The following is an 18017-nucleotide window of genomic DNA, read 5'->3' on the forward strand; positions in this document are numbered from 1 at the left end:
CATCATCTCCTTTTTACTTCGTTTATCTCAGTTTCCTTATGCCATAAACGCAGCTTATTAATAGGGGCGTTTCTGTAAATTGCAATAATTTCAGCCATGATGGAGATCGCTATCTCCGATGGGGTCTCTGCTTTGATAGAAAGGCCAATTGGCGTATATATTGAGTCAAGATACGAAGGTGATATTCCCTGTGCAACTAATTCTTGTCGCAGCTGCGTTACCTTTTTGGTCGATCCTATTACTCCTAGATATGCTGTGTTTTGATTTTCGAGTAACTTGATTGCTTCACCATCAAGAGCGTGACCTCTCGTTACAACTACAACAAAGGGAGGAGGTAAAAACGGAAGCCGTTTATGAATAGCATCGTCGAGAGAAGAACAGACAATTTGTATTTCTGAATTTTCCGTTTGTGGCAAAAATTCTAATCTATCGTCCCATAATGTCACTTTAAATCCACAAAAGGTAGCTATTTGTGCCAATGCTTTTCCTACATGGCCAGCACCTAAAATAATGAGATGAGGTTTTCCTGTCAGGTACTCCATAAAGACTGTTGCTTCTCCGCCGCATATAGCATCGTCAGGATTTTTCGCTTCAAATTTTTCAGAGTAGAGGGCTGTTTTTTCAGTTTCATTAAATAGAGCCAGCGCTCTTTTTATAACTCTATGTTCAAATATTCCTCCTCCGATAGTTCCTAAAATATTCCCATTTGGAAAGACAAACATGCGAGTTCCAGGTTTTTGCGGTGTTGATCCTTTGCTTTCTATGATGGTGCATAAAATGCCCTCTTCGCCTCGCTCTATTCGTTCGTAGATCTCTTTTAATATATAGGCAGTCATTCTTTATTCTCCTACATCAAGATTTCCATCTGTCAGTTTCTCGAATTCATTTTGTATATCGAGAGCTTTATGGAGACGCCTTAAGCCCTGTTTTGATGCCTGTCCTCCCTTCCATTTGCTCAAGACGTCGTCGATCCTTTCTTGAAGAGATACAATATTGAAATCTTTTACTATCTTATCGGCCAGATAGAGAATTTTAGTTTCAGTTGTGGCATCTTCAGGAATGTCCATATGGTTTTTTACTAACTCTGCTACGGCATCAAATCCCCAATTTTTAAGGAAAAAATAGCCTGCATTGGCGTGATGTGGCGATGTTCTGCAGATGTCATGCAAAAGAGCTGCTTTATCTACCAAAAGGAAATGACACGGATGAAAGGAAGAGACGGAAAGCGCTATATGACGGGCTACTTTCTGAACGACGCGGCAATGGCGAATGACTTTCTCGGGAGTTCGTGCAATGGCGAAGAGTTCTTCACACTCTTCTTCTGTAGGTATGGTGTGCGTATTCCAAGCATGAAGAGCTTTACGATAATCTTCAGGAGTGTCTATATCATAAAGAATAAATTGATCAGGAACAGAAAGCAACGAAGTAGAAGTATATCTTCTTAAAAATCCAGCCAGTCCGTCTTCGCCTGACCATGACAAGATATACGGAAGAAGATGCTTTGATAAGAGGGGCGGATGTCCTTTCTTCCCTTTAAAGACAGGAGTTAAGACAGGCATAGACGTGTCCCAATGGTGTAAGAGAGAGTGAATTGTACTAGATCGTACAAGAGGAATATCGCATGGATGAACAAAAAAAGCGGATACTTCAGACGGAAGAGTCTGTACGCCACAAATAACGGAACTGAACATGCCGCCGGTGTCGTGATTTTTGTTATATGCTATTTTACAATGCAGATACCGGCACTCACGTTCAACTAGCTCTCTATAGGCTCCTGTAACAACAATAATATGAGAAACACCAGCATTTATATATGTTGTAACAAGATGGCTTAACAAGCTTTGCTTATTTATAGAGAGTAAAGGTTTACATTGCCCCATTCGAGTTGAAGATCCTGCTGCTAAAATAATCGCTGCAAATACAGGGACTTTCTTAGGCATGCATCCCCTCCTGAAAGGTTTAAATTTACTTATCATTATACGTAGCCATTAGGGGGAACTCAATAGCACAATTCTGCCTTTTTATTAAATTGCATCTTGTAAGAGGATGTTATAAGAAAAAATTTTTGAGGTAAAATAAATACATTTCAGCGACAGAGGAGGAATAAAGACAATGCCCATATTTATTATTCTTGCTGTTATTGCTGCATTAATTTTCTGGGCTATATCGATTTATAACCATCTTGTTCGTATGGTTAATTTGAAAGATGAGGCTTGGAGTGGTATTGACGTTCAGCTCAAACGTAGATTTGATCTCATTCCTAATCTTGTCGAAACTGTAAAAGGTTATGCTGCTCATGAAAAAGAGGTTTTTCAACGTGTTACCGAGGCTCGTTCAGCAATTACGAAAGCACACTCTTTACAAGAGCGTGCCGATTCTGAAAATATGCTATCTGGCGCTTTGAAATCTCTCTTTGCTGTAGCTGAAAATTACCCGGCGTTACAGGCTAATTCTAATTTTCTTCAACTTCAGGAAGAGCTTTCCTCTCTTGAGAATGACATACAAATGTCTCGTCGCTACTATAACGGCGCTGCGAGAGATTTTAATATTGCCATATCGACTTTTCCGGCTGTGCTCATAGCCCGAAATTTTGGTTATGAGAAGGCAGACTACTTTGAAGCAACAGAAGAAGCACGTACGACACCACATGTCTCTTTTTAACTTTATGCTATATCGAAAAAAACTTTCTTTTCTTCTTTTCGTATTGCCAATTTTGATCTTCATCCTTCCTTCTTATGTGCAAGCGGAAGAAAAAATTATTATGTTCTCTTCTCAAGCTAAAGTGAATGTTGATTCTTCCCTTGAAGTGAGAGAAGACATTACCGTGAATGTTGAAGGCGAACAAATACGCAGGGGGATTTTTCGCGATTTCCCCACGATATACAAAGACTCTTCAGGACGAACTGTACAGGTAGGTTTTTCGGTACAAGAAGCTTTACTTAATGGTAGAAAGATTCCTTACAAGGTAGAGTCTCGCTCTAATGGGGTTCGTATCTATCTTGGAGATCCAGAAAAGTTCGTTTCTTTAGGAGAGCAAACATATACTTTAGTCTATATAACTACAGGGCAGATAGGTTTTTTTGAAGAACATGACGAATTGTATTGGAATGTTACAGGTAATGCCTGGGACTTCCCAATAGAGAAGGTGAAATTCTCTGTTTCTATTCCTGAGAAAAGCCCTTTTTTGTCAATAGATATTTATACGGGGTTGCAGGGAGCAAAGGGAAGAAATGCCCAAGTATTTTCCGATAGTACAGTAGAAACAACAAAACCTCTTGCTCCAAAAGAAGGCCTCACTGTGGCCTATACGTGGCCGAAAGGGATTATAAATCAGCCTGAAAACCCACTGAGATATACGTTTTTTGAAAAGTTTGGTATGTGGTTCCTTTTCGGTACTCCTTTTCTCCTCTTGATTTATTATGTGATGATTTGGTCCCGTTGGGGAAAAGATCCTTATCGTAAACCTGTTATTCCTCTATTTTACCCTTCAAAAGACGTAAGCCCAGGTTTCTTACGGTATGTAGAACGTATGGGAATGGATAATGTTTGTTTTACTGCTGAAATACTTAACCTCGCTGTAAAAAAATTTATTGTTATTGAGGAATTGACGCTAGAAGAAGCAATGGAACGTCTCGGACAACTTCAAGAAAATGCTCTTCTAAGGGGAGTTGTTTCTTTTTCTTCTAGGTTGGCAGGGAAAAAATATTGTTTAAAGCGAATGTATAGCGAGACCGATGGGAAGATTCCCTATAAAACCGAAGAAGAAGAGATTCTTATGTCTACTCTTTTTGATAATGGAAGAGATGAATTATTATTGCGTCAGGATAATCATAAAATTCTTAGTAATGCTAAGGACAAGTTAGAGAAACATTATCGGCAAAAAGCGAAACCTCTCTTTTCCAAAAACACGCTGCCATGGGCAAGTGGACTTTTGATCCCCATATTTATATGCCTGCTTCTGCGATGGGGAGGGCAAATTGACATGTCTCTTTTCTTATTGATTATGACGGGTCTAGTCTTATTTTTGGGCACCTTTTTCCTTTCTATTTGGAGGGCTTCCCGAGAAAGTGGCAGGATTCTGAAGAAAATATTTTCTTTTATTTTTGTTGTTATATTCGGGATAGGTTTTGTTGGCAGTTTTGTTATAGGAATGTCTGTGTGTGAATGGTATATGCTTCTCCCTCCCTTGATGACTGCTGTACTTGTAATTGTTTTCCGTAAACTTATGAAGGTGAGAACAGAAAAGGGTAACATTGTTCTTTCTGAGGCAGAAGGACTTGCCATGTATATGAAAACAGCGGAACGACATCGTTTGGAGATGTTTAATCCTCCAGAAGAGACACCTGAAGTATTTGAGAGTCTACTCCCCTATGCTTTTGCTTTGGATACCGCTGAAACCTGGGCGAATAAATTTGCAGATATTTTAGCCGAAAATGATTACCACCCAGTATGGTATTCAGGGAAAAATGCTTTTAGTTTTTACTCTGGAGATGCCTTGACAGGAATAACCTCTTCTATTTCTGATTCAATAGCCTCTGCGTCAACTGCTCCAGGATCGTCGAGTGGAAGAGGTGGCAGCGGTTCCTCTGGAGGCGGAGGCGGTGGTGGTGGTGGTGGCGGATGGTGACGTTCAGCTAGAAGTAAAGTAAGACCATCCAGTGTTATTACAGCACCGGATGGTCTATATTATTTTGTTTCTTTTTGATATGCCAGAATTGATAAGAATTCATATACAACATTGGCCGCCATATAAGTAGTTAATTCACCAAAGTCATAACATGGTGCTACTTCCACAAGGTCCATTCCCACAAAATTCAAGTCTTTTAATTGCCGTACCATATGTAACGATTCATACGAAGTGAAACCACCAACCTCTGGTGTGCCAGTTCCAGGTGCATAGGCAGGGTCTACAAAATCAATATCGAAAGTAAGAAATACAGGAGTATCCCCAATCCGTTCTAAGGCTATTTCTATCACTTTATCAATTCCGATTTCTCGTATTTTATGGGCAGGAATCAATTTCATACCAAGTTCAGCGGCAATTTTGTGCTCGTTGGGGTCATAGAGCGATCCTCTCATTCCCAGCTGGATAGAGTGTGCGGCGTCAATAAGCCCTTCTTCCAAAGCTCGACGAAAAGGGGTTCCATGATTATATTTTTCACCGAATACCGTGTCGCATAAATCAGAATGGGAATCAAAATGGATGATTGCTACAGGTCCATGTTTTTTTGCCACCGCACGTAGTTCTGCTAATGTTATGGAATGGTCACCGCCCAGAACTACTGGCATAGCATTATCATTGATGATGTTCTGAACACCTTTCTCTATCTGCATATATGTAGGGTGAATATATCCTGGTACGATATTAAAGTCACCAATATCGCCACCTTTAAGGCTATTCATAATATTAACCTGTAATATTACATTGTTAGGTTTCATCATGGCCGAAATTGCACGGATTCCCGAAGGTCCAAAGCGTGCTCCTGATCGATATGAGCTAGCAGTATCGAAGGGGGCGCCCGCTATTACAAAATCCAATCCTTTAGCTGTCTCTACCTTTGGCATACGCATAAAAGTTCCCGTATTGCAAAAGCGAGGAGACGATAAAGCACTGTCTGGTTGATTGTTTTCTAGCATTCATTATCCCTCCTATAATCCATATAGATTCATTGTTTGCATCATACTATGAAGCACGTGTGGGTAGTTATTTAAATACTTGATACCCTATATGTATTTTCATATAATCACATGTGAAGGAGGAGATAGTAAATGAACCTTCAATACCTTGCTTATGTGGTAGAAAGTTATCGCTGCGGCTCGATTAATAAAGCAGCACAAAATCTATGTATGTCTCAACCGAATTTGAGTACCGTGATTCGGAATTTTGAAAGCGAACTAGGATTTCAAATTTTTATGCGAAAGAATTCAGGAATAGAGATTACGCCTGAAGGCAGGATGTTGTTGCTTAGCGCTGAATTAATTTTAAGTGAAGTCGAAAAGATAAAACGAATCCCAAACGCTTTTTTAGAGAATCGTAATCTTTCCGTTTCTTGCACATATTCTTCTGCTTTGATGCAAAGTTTTCTTGATTTTAAAAAAAATAGTCCCGCTGGAAAAATACAGGATGCTTTTAAAGAAACAGGATTAATACAAACAATGCGAGATGTGGTGGAACAAAAATATCGTCTATCTATTATGTATTGTTTTAATAGTATGTATTCCAAACATAAAATAGATGCAAACAAATATAATCTTAAGATGGAGCTTATAGGAAAAGATATTCCTGTAGTAGCCATAGTTTCTTGCCGAAACCCTTTATCAAAAAAGGAAAATATTAATATAGATGAACTCCAGCATTTTCCTTTTGCTACATATGAAAATTTTGATTTTGACGATTGGTTAGGCCCTTTGGGCATTCAAAACAGTGGCAATATATTGTTTGTTTTCGACCGTGGTGGTCTTGTGGATACAGTGAGAAACAGTAATTATATTTCCATTGTAATTCCTGGAGTCCTCCCAAATGGATGTGCCTATCTTCCTATAGTCGGGACTGATTTAAAACTTGGAGTGTATCTATTATCTCCTAAATCGTATCAGCTTAATTTAAGAGAAAAACAACTGATAAAACACCTCAAAAGATCAATCAATAGTGTACTCACTATTGACAAATAATTTTATGTAATTATAATTATTCCCCCGTGGAAGGATGCTTTTATTTCTTAAGATACGGGGGGCTTAAAAATTTACGATTTCAACAGAAAAGATCAAGAGGATATCTCCGCTTCTATTTTTCATGCACCTAAAATAGCACTTAGTAGTCGTTTTAGTTTATCCGCATACGAACTGGTCCCTTTTGCAAAATTTAATCACCTAGATGGAATTGAGTATTCTATTCAATCTGAATCAACTGAGGAATTGGAGAAAGAAAAGAATAACATTGCTATCTTGGCAGATTCGGGTTTAGAAATACGTTATCATATGCCTTTTCAAAGGGTAGAGCTTGCGCATAGAAATGAAGACCATGCGCGCTCTTCTCTTCAGTATTTTAAAGATTGTTTCGATTTTATTTATGAAGTGGGTGGTAAGTATGTTGTCACTCATTTGTGTTTGGGCTATCGATTTGCTTTGGATAAGATGAAATATGAGAACGCTGTTGACTTTTTAAAGCAGGCTGTAGAATATGCAGCTGAAAAAGGAATTACTGTTTGTCTTGAGAATCTAACGTATGGTTTTGTAAATACCCCGGATGCTTTCTTAAAATTCTTATCTGAAACTGGAGCATGTGCTACCTTGGATATAGGGCATGTCGCGGCTTCACCTATAGTAACAAGTGGAAAACTCTCTTCTTCCGATTATATAGCACGCATGTTACCCCATATCAGAAGTGCACATATTTATGATATAGAAAAAATAAATGAAAAAACGAAACGTGCTTTTCATGTTGCCCCCCTTAGTAAAGATTCAATCCTTTCTAGACTAAGAATGCTTTTAAAATCAGAAAATTGTAATTGGTGGCTTATTGAACTAGGTAGTTCTGATGAAATCCTTCGAACCACATCTTTTATTCATGAAATAGTCAACTCAAATTACGATAAAAATTATAGGAGGATATACAATGCAGAAATCATTTAAATTCAAGGGTGTTAACATCTTGTTTCTAACGGTTTTTATTTTTTCTCTTCTTTTAGGCTGTAGCCATTTCGCCATGGCTTCTGATTCTGCGAAAGAAATTGATGTTCTACGTATCGGTGCTACTCCAGGTGAAAATGTCATGAAAACACGGGAAAAATATAAGCCTTTCGTGGAGTATCTTGAGAAGAAACTCGGTATGAAAGTAGAGCTTTTTGCTACAACTGACTATGCTGGTGTCATTGAAGCAATGCGTGCCGGTAAAATAGAAATGGCGAGTTTTGGGCCTCTTTCTTATGTCTTAGCTGCAGATAAAGCTGATGCGGAAGCTTTCGCTAAGGAATATCGTCCTGGAGCAGGTTCTTATTACGTAGGGTATATTATTACTCACCCAGAAAGTAATATTAATACAATCGCAGATATAAAAGGCCACTCTTTTGCTTTTGTTGATCCTGCTTCCACAGGTGGCAATCTTATTCCTCGTAAAGAAATGATAAAAAACAACATTAATCCGGATAAAGATTTAGAGAGTGTTGTGTACCTAGGGGGTCACGACATGGTAGCGATGGCTGTTGCAAATAAGAAGGTTGATGCAGGATCTGTTGTTAATATCCATTACGACAAAATGATAAAGGAAAAGATTATAACTGATAAAAATACAAAAGTTATATATAAGTCTGATCCCTTCCCTGGTTCTGCTATGGCTTGGAGGAAAAATCTGCCTGAAGATTTAAAAGATAAACTTAAAGATGCCCTGTTGAATATTTCAGAAGAAGATTATGAAAAACTTAAGGGGTTCTTGGGTAAAATCACTAAATACGTTGAGGCACAAGATTCAGATTGGGATAGCATAAGAGAGACTGTAGATATACTTCATATCGATTTGTCAAAACAGTAAGTATGGAGAAAAATAAGCATGATTGAAATTATTGGACTCACTAAACGTTTCAATTCAAACACTCTTGCCTTGAACAATATCAATCTTCATGTGGAAAAAAGTGAGTTCGTTACTCTGTTGGGTCCAAGCGGAGCGGGGAAATCTACCCTGCTCCGTTGTATTAATGGGCTCGAAAAACCTACCCAAGGGAATGTTTTTGTAAAGAACAAGTCTGTTGTAAACAAGCGAGAACTTCGAGAAATACAGAAAAAAACAGGCATGATTTTTCAACAGTATAATTTGGTAAAACGTCTTAACGTTCTTCAAAACGTTTTATGTGGACGTCTTGCCTATAACAGTGTTTTAAAAACGTGTTTAAAGCTTTTTACAAAAGATGATATTAGTTTGGCCCTTGAGTGTATAGATCGAGTAGGACTTAAAGATAAAGTTTATAACAGGGCAGATCAATTAAGTGGTGGACAACAGCAACGTGTAGGTATAGCTAGGGCGTTAGCACAAAATCCTGATGTAATACTTGCTGATGAACCTATAGCTAGTTTAGATCCTGTCTCAGCAGAGCGAATTTTAGAAATATTAAAAGAAATCAACATTAATGATGGAATCACCATCATTGTGAGTCTCCATAATGTTCAAATTACACAACATTTTGCAGATAGACTTATAGGGATTCGTAATGGCGAGATTGTTTTTAATGAAAAAAACAAAAAACTAGATGCTGCTGATATGGAACTCATTTACGAGGATGTAAATAATGATAGAAAAATCGACAACTAAAAGAAATATAGTACTTGTTACACAACTTAAATGGGATTTAAAAACTAAACTGAAAATAGGCATTGTAAGTATATGTATAGCGTTAATTTATTTGTGGAGTGCTCATGGAACAAATTTGAATTTCTATGAGTTACTTCATGGTTTATATGGCTTAGGCGATATCTTTAGTCGAATGCTTCCCCCAGATATAACAGCCACAGCAAGGTTTATTCAGCCAATAATAGAAACAGTACAAATATCCATTTGGGGAACTACTCTTGCAGTGTTGTTTTCTATCCCCTTGGGCATATTGGCTGCTAGAAATAATGCCCCGAATGTTTTTGTTTATCATTTGAGCAGACTTCTTCTTAATACTTTACGTGCAATTCCTGAAGTTGTTTTTGCATTAATATTTGTTTCAGCAGTTGGATTAGGTCCTTTCCCAGGGGTTATTGCTATCGCTCTTCATTCGACAGGAATGTTAGGCAAATTTTTAGCAGAATCTATAGAGAATGTAGATCCAGGTCCAATTGAAGCTTTACGTGCTACTGGAGCAAGAAAAAAGCAGGTTTTAGTTTATGCTATTGTGCCGCAAATAATGCCAGAATTTATTTCTTTATGTCTTTTTAGATGGGAAATGAATTTTAGAGCATCTACTATTTTAGGGATTGTCGGTGCTGGCGGTATTGGTTTCGAGCTAATGACAAGCATGCGCTTATTTCAGTATCGTGAAATGACTGTCATTATTCTTCTTATTCTTCTAATTGTTACTCTAGTGGATTTTATAGCGAGTTCAATCCGTAAACGCATCATTTAATAAAAAGCTGTAAGAAAAGGTCGATTTTTATACCCTCCTTCTTACAGCTTTTTATCATAGAGGATAGCAATAAGCATGTTTTTTCATTTGTACTTTTCTTCTCTCTTCGTTTTCCAAATAAAAGAACAATACATATGAATATATTATCGTTGACATTTTTAATATGGCGTATATAATACAAACGTATTGGATCCAGGATCCATGATTCTTAAAACAACAAAGGAGGATGAATAACATTGGTAACTAGAAAAGGGGTGTCTGGGACAGAAAACAAATGTGACTGTAATGTTACGGTAGAGCCTTCTCAGTCACTTCTTGTTGATTATCAAGGAATGAACTCTCTTTTATATCCCAAGCGAACAGAAAAGCTCGTTTCCGAAACACTAGAAAAATATGGGTTACGTAATGCCAAAATTAGTATTTTAGATAACGGTGCCCTTTTGTTGGTAATTAAAGCTCGCTTGGAGAGCGCTATAGAAAAAGCTCTTGAGGAGAATAAGTCATGAAAAATACTTTATGTCATCCCCGTCGATCAATGCTCTATATGCCAGGAAATAACCCTAATATGCTTCAAAATTGCCCATATCTCGGCGCTGATGGAGTCTTGCTTGACCTTGAAGATGCTGTGGAAGAAACATGTAAAGATGATGCTCGACGACTCGTTTCCTGGTTTTTACGTGAAATGGATTTTAAGGATGTTTTATGCACAGTACGTATTAACGGTTTAAATACAGAGTGGTGTTTAATAGATTTATCTGAAATTATTCCTTGCAAACCCGATGCCATTCGTCTTCCGAAGTGTCAAGGAGCCGAAGATATTATTAAAGTGGATAAGATTATCTCTGAAATAGAAGAAAAGAATGGGATGAGTATAGGATCTGTGAAAATTCATGCAATGCTTGAAACCGCTCAGGGTGTAGAAAATGCAAAACAAATAGCTGAATCCTCACCTAGGATAACAGCTCTTACTTTAGGAGGACACGATCTTGCTGCAGACATGGATATACGTCGCACTAAAGAAGGGAAAGAAATTTTATATGCGAGAAGTCGCGTTGTTTTAGCGGCTAAGGCTGTTGGAATAGACGCTTACGATACAGTTTTTACAGATATAAATGATAAAGAAGGACTCTTAGAAGAAACAAAATTAATATGTTGTATGGGGTTTACAGGAAAAGCTGCAATACATCCATCGCAAGTATCCATTATACACAAGGGCTTTTTGCCCGAAGAAGAAGAGATAAATCATGCCCTAAGAGTTGTTAGCGCAGCCAAGGAAGCTCGATCAAAAGGAATAGGAGCGTATAAGGTTGATGGGAAAATGGTGGATGGGCCAATTATTCGCCAAGCCGTACATTTACTCAATCAAGCTGGTATTCCTATTGAGGAGGATGTTTTGTAATGAAAATGCTTAAAAACTCACTAGGCCGATTAATACCTTCAGAAATGTCTGATTTAGGATTGCACGGTCTACTTTTTGATAAACCAATTCCACTAAAAGGGTACTCAGACAAAGAAACAAATAAACTCGCTCCAGACATAAGAACAGCCATAGAACGATCTGGTCTTCAAGACGGTATGACTATTTCTTTTCATCATCATTTGCGAAATGGTGATAAGGTTATGGAAATGGTGCTTAAAGAAATTGCTACAATGGGTATCAAAAATATTACATTGGCGCCTAGTTCATTAACAAGTGCTCATGATTTCGTAGCAGATCTTATTAGAAGTGGTGTGATAACAAAAATTCATACGTCGGGTATACGTGGCAAAATCGGAAAAGCTGTTTCAAAAGGTGATTTGGATATTCCTGTTATTGTACGAAGCCATGGAGGGCGTGCGCGAGCTATTGAGGAAGGAAGCCTTTCTATTGATGTTGCTTTCTTAGCAGCGTCTTCATGTGATACACAAGGCAATATGACAGGAGTATGTGGCCCTTCTTCGTTTGGTTCAATGGGATATGCCATTGAAGATTCTCGTTATGCGAAACATGTTATTGCTATAACAGATAATTTAGTGGATTTCCCCCTTACCCCTCATATTTCTGTCCCCCAATATTTAGTCGATCAAATTATAAGTGTTGATTCTATTGGTGATCCTCAAAAACTTGCTACTGGTGCAGTAAGAATAACGAAAAGTCCAGCACAGCTCCAAATTGCTCATCTTGCTTATGAATTGATTCGCGCCTCTGGCGAAATTCGTCCAGGATTTTCTTTTCAGGCTGGTGGCGGAGGTATGAGTATTGCTGTTACTCAATTCATTAAAGAATTTATGATCGAAAAAAAGATTAAGGGCAGTTTCGCTTTAGGTGGCATATCAAGGTATATGTCTGATTTACTGGAAATGGGGCTTTTCAATTCTCTATTTGATGTGCAAAGTTTTGATCCATCAATGGGCGAATCAATTTTAAAAAACAAAACGCATTACGAAATAGACCCATCTTGGTATGCTAATCCTAAAAATAAGGGCTGTTTGACACACTCTCTTGATGTCGTTGTTCTAGGAGCACTTGATTTAGATGTAGATTTTAACGTGAATGTTTTAACAGGACATGATGGAATACTGCGAGGAGCATCTGGTGGACATTGTGATACCGCTGCTGGTGCAAAATTATGCGTTGTCGTTGCTCCTTCTTTCAGAAAAGGAGTTCCAACAATAAAAGAACGTACGCAAACAATAGTTACACCAGGTGAAAGTGTTGATGCTTTTGTATGCGAGAGAGGCATATGTATAAATCCAAAACGTACTGATTTATTGGAATGTGCAACGAAGTCTGGTTTGCCGGTAAAAGATATTCATGAACTAAAAACCGAAATAGAAAAATTGACGGGTGTTCCAGAGCCTATTGAGTTTGATATGGATAAGGTTGTTGCAGTTGTTGAATATAGAGATGGTTCTCTTATTGATTCAGTTTTTAAGGTGAGGGAAAAGTAACTAGATAGCGAAAACATAGAGAATGTAATTATAAAGGAGGTAAAAGAATGAAAAAGTCACTTACAATGACGGGATGTATTTTAGTTTTTACCTTTGTAGTATTATCGATTTTCTGTGCTTCAACCTCTTTGCAGGCTGCTGATTATCCAACACGTCCCTTCGAATTTATAGCTCCTGGTGGTGCTGGCGGTGGATGGGATACGACTATTCGTTTCACTGCAAAAGTTTTGGAAAGTCAGGGTATTGTTACACAACCAATGCCTGTAACGAATAAGCCTGGTGGGGGTGGCGCTGTTGGTTTGGCGTATTTGCAAAAGAAAAAAGGAAATCCGTATACTTTTATAGTGTACTCCCCTCCTCTTCTTCTTATTAATTTAACGGGGCAAACACCTTTAAGCTTTAAAGATACAACTCCCATAGCGATGCTTATCAATGACTTTGGAGCTTTCGCTGTTCCTAAAAATTCTCCATATAAAACAATTATCGATGTTATGGAAGCTATCAAGAAAGACCCTAAAAGTATAAAAGTTGGTGGGGCCTCTTCTGCTGGCAGCATGGATCATATCCAATTTTTGCAAGCAGCAAAGGCAGCGGGTGTTGAAAATTTAAAAGAGATTCCTTACATCGCTCTTCAAGAAGGAAGTATGTCAGCACTTTTGGGCGAACATGTAGACATTCTCTCCACGGGAATGGCTGAAACTGTAGGCCTTTTGGAGTCAGGCGATGTTCGTGTTTTAGCTATCACTGCTCCCAAGAGAATTAACGATGGAGCATTAGCTCAGGTTCCTACTCTGAAAGAGGCTGGCATCAATACCGTTTTTATAAATTGGAGAGGAATATTTGGTACTCCTAATATGCCTGATTACGCAAAAGATTACATGGCAAAATCTCTAAAGAAAATGAACGAAACTAAAGAATGGAACGAAATATGCAAACGAAATGGATGGACAAAAGCCTTTATGGGGCCAGAAGATTTTAAAACCTTTTTAGACGCAGCCAACGATGAATATAAAAATTTACTAGATATTATTGGTTTTCGAGTAAGTGCCGGGAAATAGAACAGTACTGGCATCTTTGAGTAGCGTGGAAGTGTAATTTCCACGCTACTTGAAGAAAGGAGTGTTTTCATGAATCCTGATATTTTGATTGCTGTTTTTTCTATTACTTTAAGTTGTTTATATACTATAGCTGCTTGGCTATTGCCAAATGCTCCCATTGGAAATCCCATTGCGCCAAAACTTTTTCCCCTTATGGCAGGATGTATTGGTTTGATACTGGGGGTGTTTTTACTCTGTAAAGCTCTTCGTAAAAATAGTGGCAAAAAAGTGGTTTTTCGAGGTGTAAAGCTTAATATTTCTATTATTAGTATTTGCGTTATGTATGCTATCTTTTTTGAAAAGATAGGATTTGTCCTTTCTACTCTTCTCTTTCTTGGGATGCTGCTATTAATAGTAAATGGTTTAAAAAAATGGAAAATGAACACAATTATAACACTAAGCTTTACATTCGCTACGTGGTATATCTTCAAACATCTTTTTTATATTAACCTGCCCTAGGAGGAATTAGCTATGGAATTATTGCAGAACTTATCATTAGGGTTTGGTTTGCTCCTGAGTCCTTTAAATATGATCTGGCTAATTTTAGGTTCAATATTGGGGACAATTCTTGGAATGCTTCCTGGTCTGGGACCAACCACAGGCATAGCGTTACTGTTGCCTTTAACTTTTACTATGCAACCTAGTACTGCCCTTATAACAATGTGTGCTATTTATTATGGCGCTATGTTTGGTGGATCTCGAAGTTCTATATTGCTGAATGTTCCAGGAGATGGAGCAGCTGTAGCCTCTTGTTTTGATGGTTATCCTATGGCGCAGCAAGGAAAAGCAGAAGCTGCTTTGGCTATATCTGCCATAGCCTCTTTCATTGGAGGTCTCATTGCTACACTAGCTTTTATAGCTATTGCTGTTCCTATTGCCCGATTTGCTCTCCGTTTTGGACCTCCAGAATATTTTATGCTCATGGTTTTTGCGTTAGCTGCTACAGCGTCTATTTCTAAAGAAGCGATGCTTAAAGGCTTTCTTGCGATGCTTTTAGGATTAATGATTTCAAGCGTGGGTATTGATGGACAGTCAGGAACATTGCGATTCGCATTCGGAATCCCTGCCTTACAAACAGGGATTGATTTCATTGTTGTTATAATTGGCATTTATGGTTTGGGCGAAGTTTTCAAAAACATGGAAGACATAAAGATAACGAAAGATGTAAAAATACAAAAAAAGTTCTCTCGAATATGGATCACGATGGCTCAATGGAAGCAATCTATATGGCCTATTTTGAGACAAACGCCAGTGGGATTTCTAATAGGAGTTTTACCAGGGGCAGGTGGTACTATCGCTGCTTTAATGGCATACAACAATGAAAAACAGCTATCAAAAACCCCAGAGCGCTTCGGTCAGGGGGCAATAGAGGGATTAGCTGCACCAGAAGCTGCTAATAATGCTGCATCGGTAGGAGCTTTAATCCCTATGATGAGCCTGGGTATTCCTGGTTCTGGAACGACAGCAATTATGTTGGGGGCTCTTATGGTTTTAGGACTTCAACCAGGCCCTCTTTTATTTCAACAACATGCAGATATAGCGTGGACTGTTATTGCCAGTATGATTTTAGGAAATGTCGTATGTGCGATAATTAATATTCCTTTAGCGAGCTTATTAGTGAGAGTCCTTTCAGTTCCTCCTAAAATTTTATATCCAATAATTATTGCTCTTGCATTTGTTGGGGTGTACACGATAAATTACAGTGTGATAGATTTTGGACTGTTGTTGCTTTTTGGAGTTTTAGGATATTTAATGAAGAAATTTAAGGTCCCAACTGCTCCTCTTATATTGGCTGTTGTCGTCGGAGGGTCTATGGAACAGTCTTTTCGCCAATCATTAATGTTGTCTGATGGTGAATTATCTATATTTTTCCGATCCGCTATCTGTTGGGCGCTACTTATACTTACAATTTTTTCTGTAATTTGGCCCTTTTTTAATGATTGGAGAAAGAAACAAAAAGCCATAAGCTAATTAAACATCTTAAATACAAAGGGTCTTCCTTGAAAGCTTTTAAGGGAGACCCTTTTAGTTATTCTAAATTATTTTCTTTTAGAGTTTTTAGATAGGCTTTTAAAGAATTTTGAAGGTGTTGATGAATAATTTCTACCGCATGGTCTGCATCGCGGCTCTTTAAAGCTGACACAATCTCTCTATGTTCTTGCATTGCTTGACTTGACCTTGTGATAGATTTCATCGATTTCATTCTGAAATAGCGTAAATATTCTTGATATTTATTAATGATTGTAATCATTCTTTCCATAGCGCATGAAGCATATATCCGGTTATTATACTTTTCCATGGCTAAACAGAGAGCGTCAAAATCATTTTCTTCTGCTGCTTTTTCACTAGCATTACAGTATCTTTCTAGTTCTTCAATTTCTTCGGATGTTATGTTTTTGGCCACCAATACAATAGCGTAAGCTTCTAGAGCTTCACGTATAGCATATATTTCTTTTATATCTTTTTCTGTAAATTTTGTGACGACTAATCCTATTCGGGGAATATGATGAACTAAACCTTCGTTTTCAAGCATCCGTAATGCTTCTCGAACAGGCATACGACTTACGCCAAGTAGTTCTGCTAAATCGGTTTCTATGAGCCTTTCACCTTGTAAGAGTTCCCCTGTTAAAATAGCTTTACGCAATGCTGAAGCTAATTCTTGTCTGAGAGGTAATGGGGTCTTATGTTTGAAATTTTTTAACGTGTCAGACATTGTTTTTATCTTCTCCTCATTTTTCTATAAATATAGCATCCTAATATTATATCTTGTAAAAGAAGCTAGCTATGCTAAAAATAAGGAAATTTAAAACGGCAAAGCTGTAATGTCTCTCGGATCAATATAAATACCAACACGGTCTCCTTCGGAAAAAGCTTTTGTTTCGTGGGAGTAAGGGATAAAAGCATGAATAAGATGCCCCGGTTCCAACTCTATTTCATATTCCATCTTATCTCCTACAAATACACAACTCCGAACAATTCCGTGAACAGTTGAATTTGCAGTCGGTTCCAAACGTATAGATTCTGGTCGTACAACGAGTGCAATCTCTTCTCCGATACTAAAATGCGTATGCATAGGATTCTGTATGGTAAGGTAATTCCCATATGTAAGAACATCCAAACTTTCATCATGAAAACTTTGTACTTTGCTATTAAAGATGTTGGCTTGCCCTATAAAATCAGCTACAAACAAAGTTTGGGGATGAGCATAAAGATCAAAAGGTGTTGCTACCTGTTCTATTCGACCTTTGTTAAGTACGACAATACGATCTGCAATAGTCAGTGCTTCTTTTTGGTCGTGAGTAACGTAAATACACGTTATTCCCAATTGCTTTTGTAGGCGCCTAATTTCAGTTCGCATATAGGTGCGAAGCTTAGCGTCAAGGTTGGAAAGTGGCTCGTCCATGAGAAGAAGATTAGGGTTAATGGCAAAAACTCGGGCTAAAGCTACTCGTTGCTGCTCTCCCCCTGAGAGTTGATTCGGAAAACGATTTTCAACGTTTTTTAGCCCTACCAGAGCCAGAACTTCAGCTACCTTATCGGTTATTTTCCTGTGAGTGGCACCTCGTACTTTGAGACCATAGCTTACATTATCAAAAACATTCATATGAGGGAAAAGAGCATAATTTTGAAAAACGAAACCAATATCTCGTTTGTTTGCGTCTATAGACGTGACATTTTTCCCATCAAAGTATATGTGTCCCTCTGTTGGAGTCTCAAAGCCAGCTATCATTCGTAGAATTGTTGTCTTCCCGCAACCAGATGGCCCCAAGAAAGTAACGAGTTCTCCCGCATTAATGTCTAAATGAATGTTATCGACAGCTTTAAAGCTTTCTTTCCCTTTTGTGAAAATCTTAGTTAGGTGCTGTAGTGATATGGATAGAGACATCTTTAT

Annotated in this window: 18 protein-coding genes; 13 read left to right on the forward strand and 5 right to left on the reverse strand. The window is 38.0% G+C overall.

Annotated elements, in window-relative coordinates; genetic code table 11:
- Positions 1 to 2: 2 nt before the first annotated feature.
- Together ACZ5GY_RS04535 and ACZ5GY_RS04540 are read right to left on the reverse strand one after the other, a co-directional pair.
- Positions 3 to 836: an XdhC family protein gene (locus ACZ5GY_RS04535; protein WP_213690710.1), complete on the reverse strand. Its 834-nt coding sequence runs from the start codon at positions 834 to 836 to the stop codon at positions 3 to 5.
- Between the two features lie 3 nt (positions 837 to 839).
- Complete coding sequence (locus ACZ5GY_RS04540) at positions 840 to 1940, reverse strand: DVU_1551 family NTP transferase (RefSeq protein ID WP_213690711.1); 1101 nt, start codon at positions 1938 to 1940, stop codon at positions 840 to 842.
- Positions 1941 to 2112: 172 nt separating this feature from the next.
- Here ACZ5GY_RS04540 and ACZ5GY_RS04545 point away from each other — a divergent pair, with 172 nt between their 5' ends.
- Together ACZ5GY_RS04545 and ACZ5GY_RS04550 are read left to right on the forward strand one after the other, a co-directional pair.
- Positions 2113 to 2661 carry a LemA family protein gene (locus ACZ5GY_RS04545; protein ID WP_213690712.1) on the forward strand — a complete coding sequence of 183 codons (549 nt, stop codon included), beginning with the start codon at positions 2113 to 2115 and terminating at the stop codon, positions 2659 to 2661.
- Entirely contained in the window at positions 2615 to 4627 is a 2013-nt protein-coding gene (locus ACZ5GY_RS04550) for a DUF2207 domain-containing protein (RefSeq protein ID WP_213690713.1), read from the forward strand. Before ACZ5GY_RS04545 ends, ACZ5GY_RS04550 begins: the two co-directional genes overlap by 47 nt.
- A 59-nt stretch (positions 4628 to 4686) precedes the next feature.
- On the opposite strand, the gene speB is transcribed toward ACZ5GY_RS04550, so the two are convergent.
- A complete protein-coding gene (gene speB, locus ACZ5GY_RS04555; protein WP_213690714.1) occupies positions 4687 to 5637 on the reverse strand; it encodes an agmatinase in 951 nt (316 codons plus the stop codon).
- Between the two features lie 132 nt (positions 5638 to 5769).
- Here speB and ACZ5GY_RS04560 point away from each other — a divergent pair, with 132 nt between their 5' ends.
- From ACZ5GY_RS04560 to ACZ5GY_RS04610, 11 genes are all read left to right on the forward strand, one after another.
- Positions 5770 to 6672, forward strand: coding sequence for a LysR family transcriptional regulator (locus ACZ5GY_RS04560; protein ID WP_464112043.1), 903 nt, complete (start codon positions 5770 to 5772; stop codon positions 6670 to 6672).
- 243 nt (positions 6673 to 6915) lie between these two features.
- A complete protein-coding gene (locus ACZ5GY_RS04565) occupies positions 6916 to 7632 on the forward strand; it encodes a sugar phosphate isomerase/epimerase family protein (protein WP_464112044.1) in 717 nt (238 codons plus the stop codon).
- On the forward strand, positions 7616 to 8527 hold the full coding sequence (gene phnD / locus ACZ5GY_RS04570) for a phosphonate ABC transporter substrate-binding protein (protein WP_213701104.1): 912 nt from the start codon (positions 7616 to 7618) through the stop codon (positions 8525 to 8527). Before ACZ5GY_RS04565 ends, phnD begins: the two co-directional genes overlap by 17 nt.
- Before the next feature lie 18 nt (positions 8528 to 8545).
- Complete coding sequence (gene phnC / locus ACZ5GY_RS04575; protein ID WP_464112045.1) at positions 8546 to 9301, forward strand: phosphonate ABC transporter ATP-binding protein; 756 nt, start codon at positions 8546 to 8548, stop codon at positions 9299 to 9301.
- Positions 9279 to 10097 carry a phosphonate ABC transporter, permease protein PhnE gene (gene phnE / locus ACZ5GY_RS04580; protein ID WP_213690719.1) on the forward strand — a complete coding sequence of 273 codons (819 nt, stop codon included), beginning with the start codon at positions 9279 to 9281 and terminating at the stop codon, positions 10095 to 10097. The genes phnC and phnE overlap by 23 nt, the downstream gene beginning before the upstream one ends.
- A gap of 236 nt (positions 10098 to 10333) precedes the next feature.
- Positions 10334 to 10603: a citrate lyase ACP gene (locus ACZ5GY_RS04585; RefSeq protein ID WP_213690720.1), complete on the forward strand. Its 270-nt coding sequence runs from the start codon at positions 10334 to 10336 to the stop codon at positions 10601 to 10603.
- A complete protein-coding gene (locus ACZ5GY_RS04590; RefSeq protein WP_464112046.1) occupies positions 10600 to 11496 on the forward strand; it encodes an HpcH/HpaI aldolase/citrate lyase family protein in 897 nt (298 codons plus the stop codon). The genes ACZ5GY_RS04585 and ACZ5GY_RS04590 overlap by 4 nt, the downstream gene beginning before the upstream one ends.
- The gene (gene citF, locus ACZ5GY_RS04595) at positions 11496 to 13028 is read left to right on the forward strand and encodes a citrate lyase subunit alpha (protein WP_213690722.1); all 1533 of its coding nucleotides are present in this window, start codon (positions 11496 to 11498) and stop codon (positions 13026 to 13028) included. The genes ACZ5GY_RS04590 and citF overlap by 1 nt, the downstream gene beginning before the upstream one ends.
- Positions 13029 to 13075: 47 nt before the next feature.
- A complete protein-coding gene (locus tag ACZ5GY_RS04600; RefSeq protein ID WP_213690723.1) occupies positions 13076 to 14086 on the forward strand; it encodes a tripartite tricarboxylate transporter substrate binding protein in 1011 nt (336 codons plus the stop codon).
- Positions 14087 to 14155: 69 nt separating this feature from the next.
- Positions 14156 to 14584, forward strand: a complete 429-nt coding sequence (locus ACZ5GY_RS04605) for a tripartite tricarboxylate transporter TctB family protein (RefSeq protein ID WP_213690724.1) — start codon at positions 14156 to 14158, stop codon at positions 14582 to 14584.
- 12 nt (positions 14585 to 14596) lie between these two features.
- On the forward strand, positions 14597 to 16096 hold the full coding sequence (locus ACZ5GY_RS04610) for a tripartite tricarboxylate transporter permease (protein ID WP_213690725.1): 1500 nt from the start codon (positions 14597 to 14599) through the stop codon (positions 16094 to 16096).
- A 58-nt stretch (positions 16097 to 16154) separates the two neighbouring features.
- On the opposite strand, the gene ACZ5GY_RS04615 is transcribed toward ACZ5GY_RS04610, so the two are convergent.
- Entirely contained in the window at positions 16155 to 16838 is a 684-nt protein-coding gene (locus ACZ5GY_RS04615) for a GntR family transcriptional regulator (RefSeq protein WP_213690726.1), read from the reverse strand.
- Between the two features lie 90 nt (positions 16839 to 16928).
- Complete coding sequence (locus ACZ5GY_RS04620) at positions 16929 to 18011, reverse strand: ABC transporter ATP-binding protein (protein WP_213690727.1); 1083 nt, start codon at positions 18009 to 18011, stop codon at positions 16929 to 16931.
- Positions 18012 to 18017: the final 6 nt, after the last annotated feature.

The organism is Aminobacterium thunnarium (assembly GCF_055390565.1).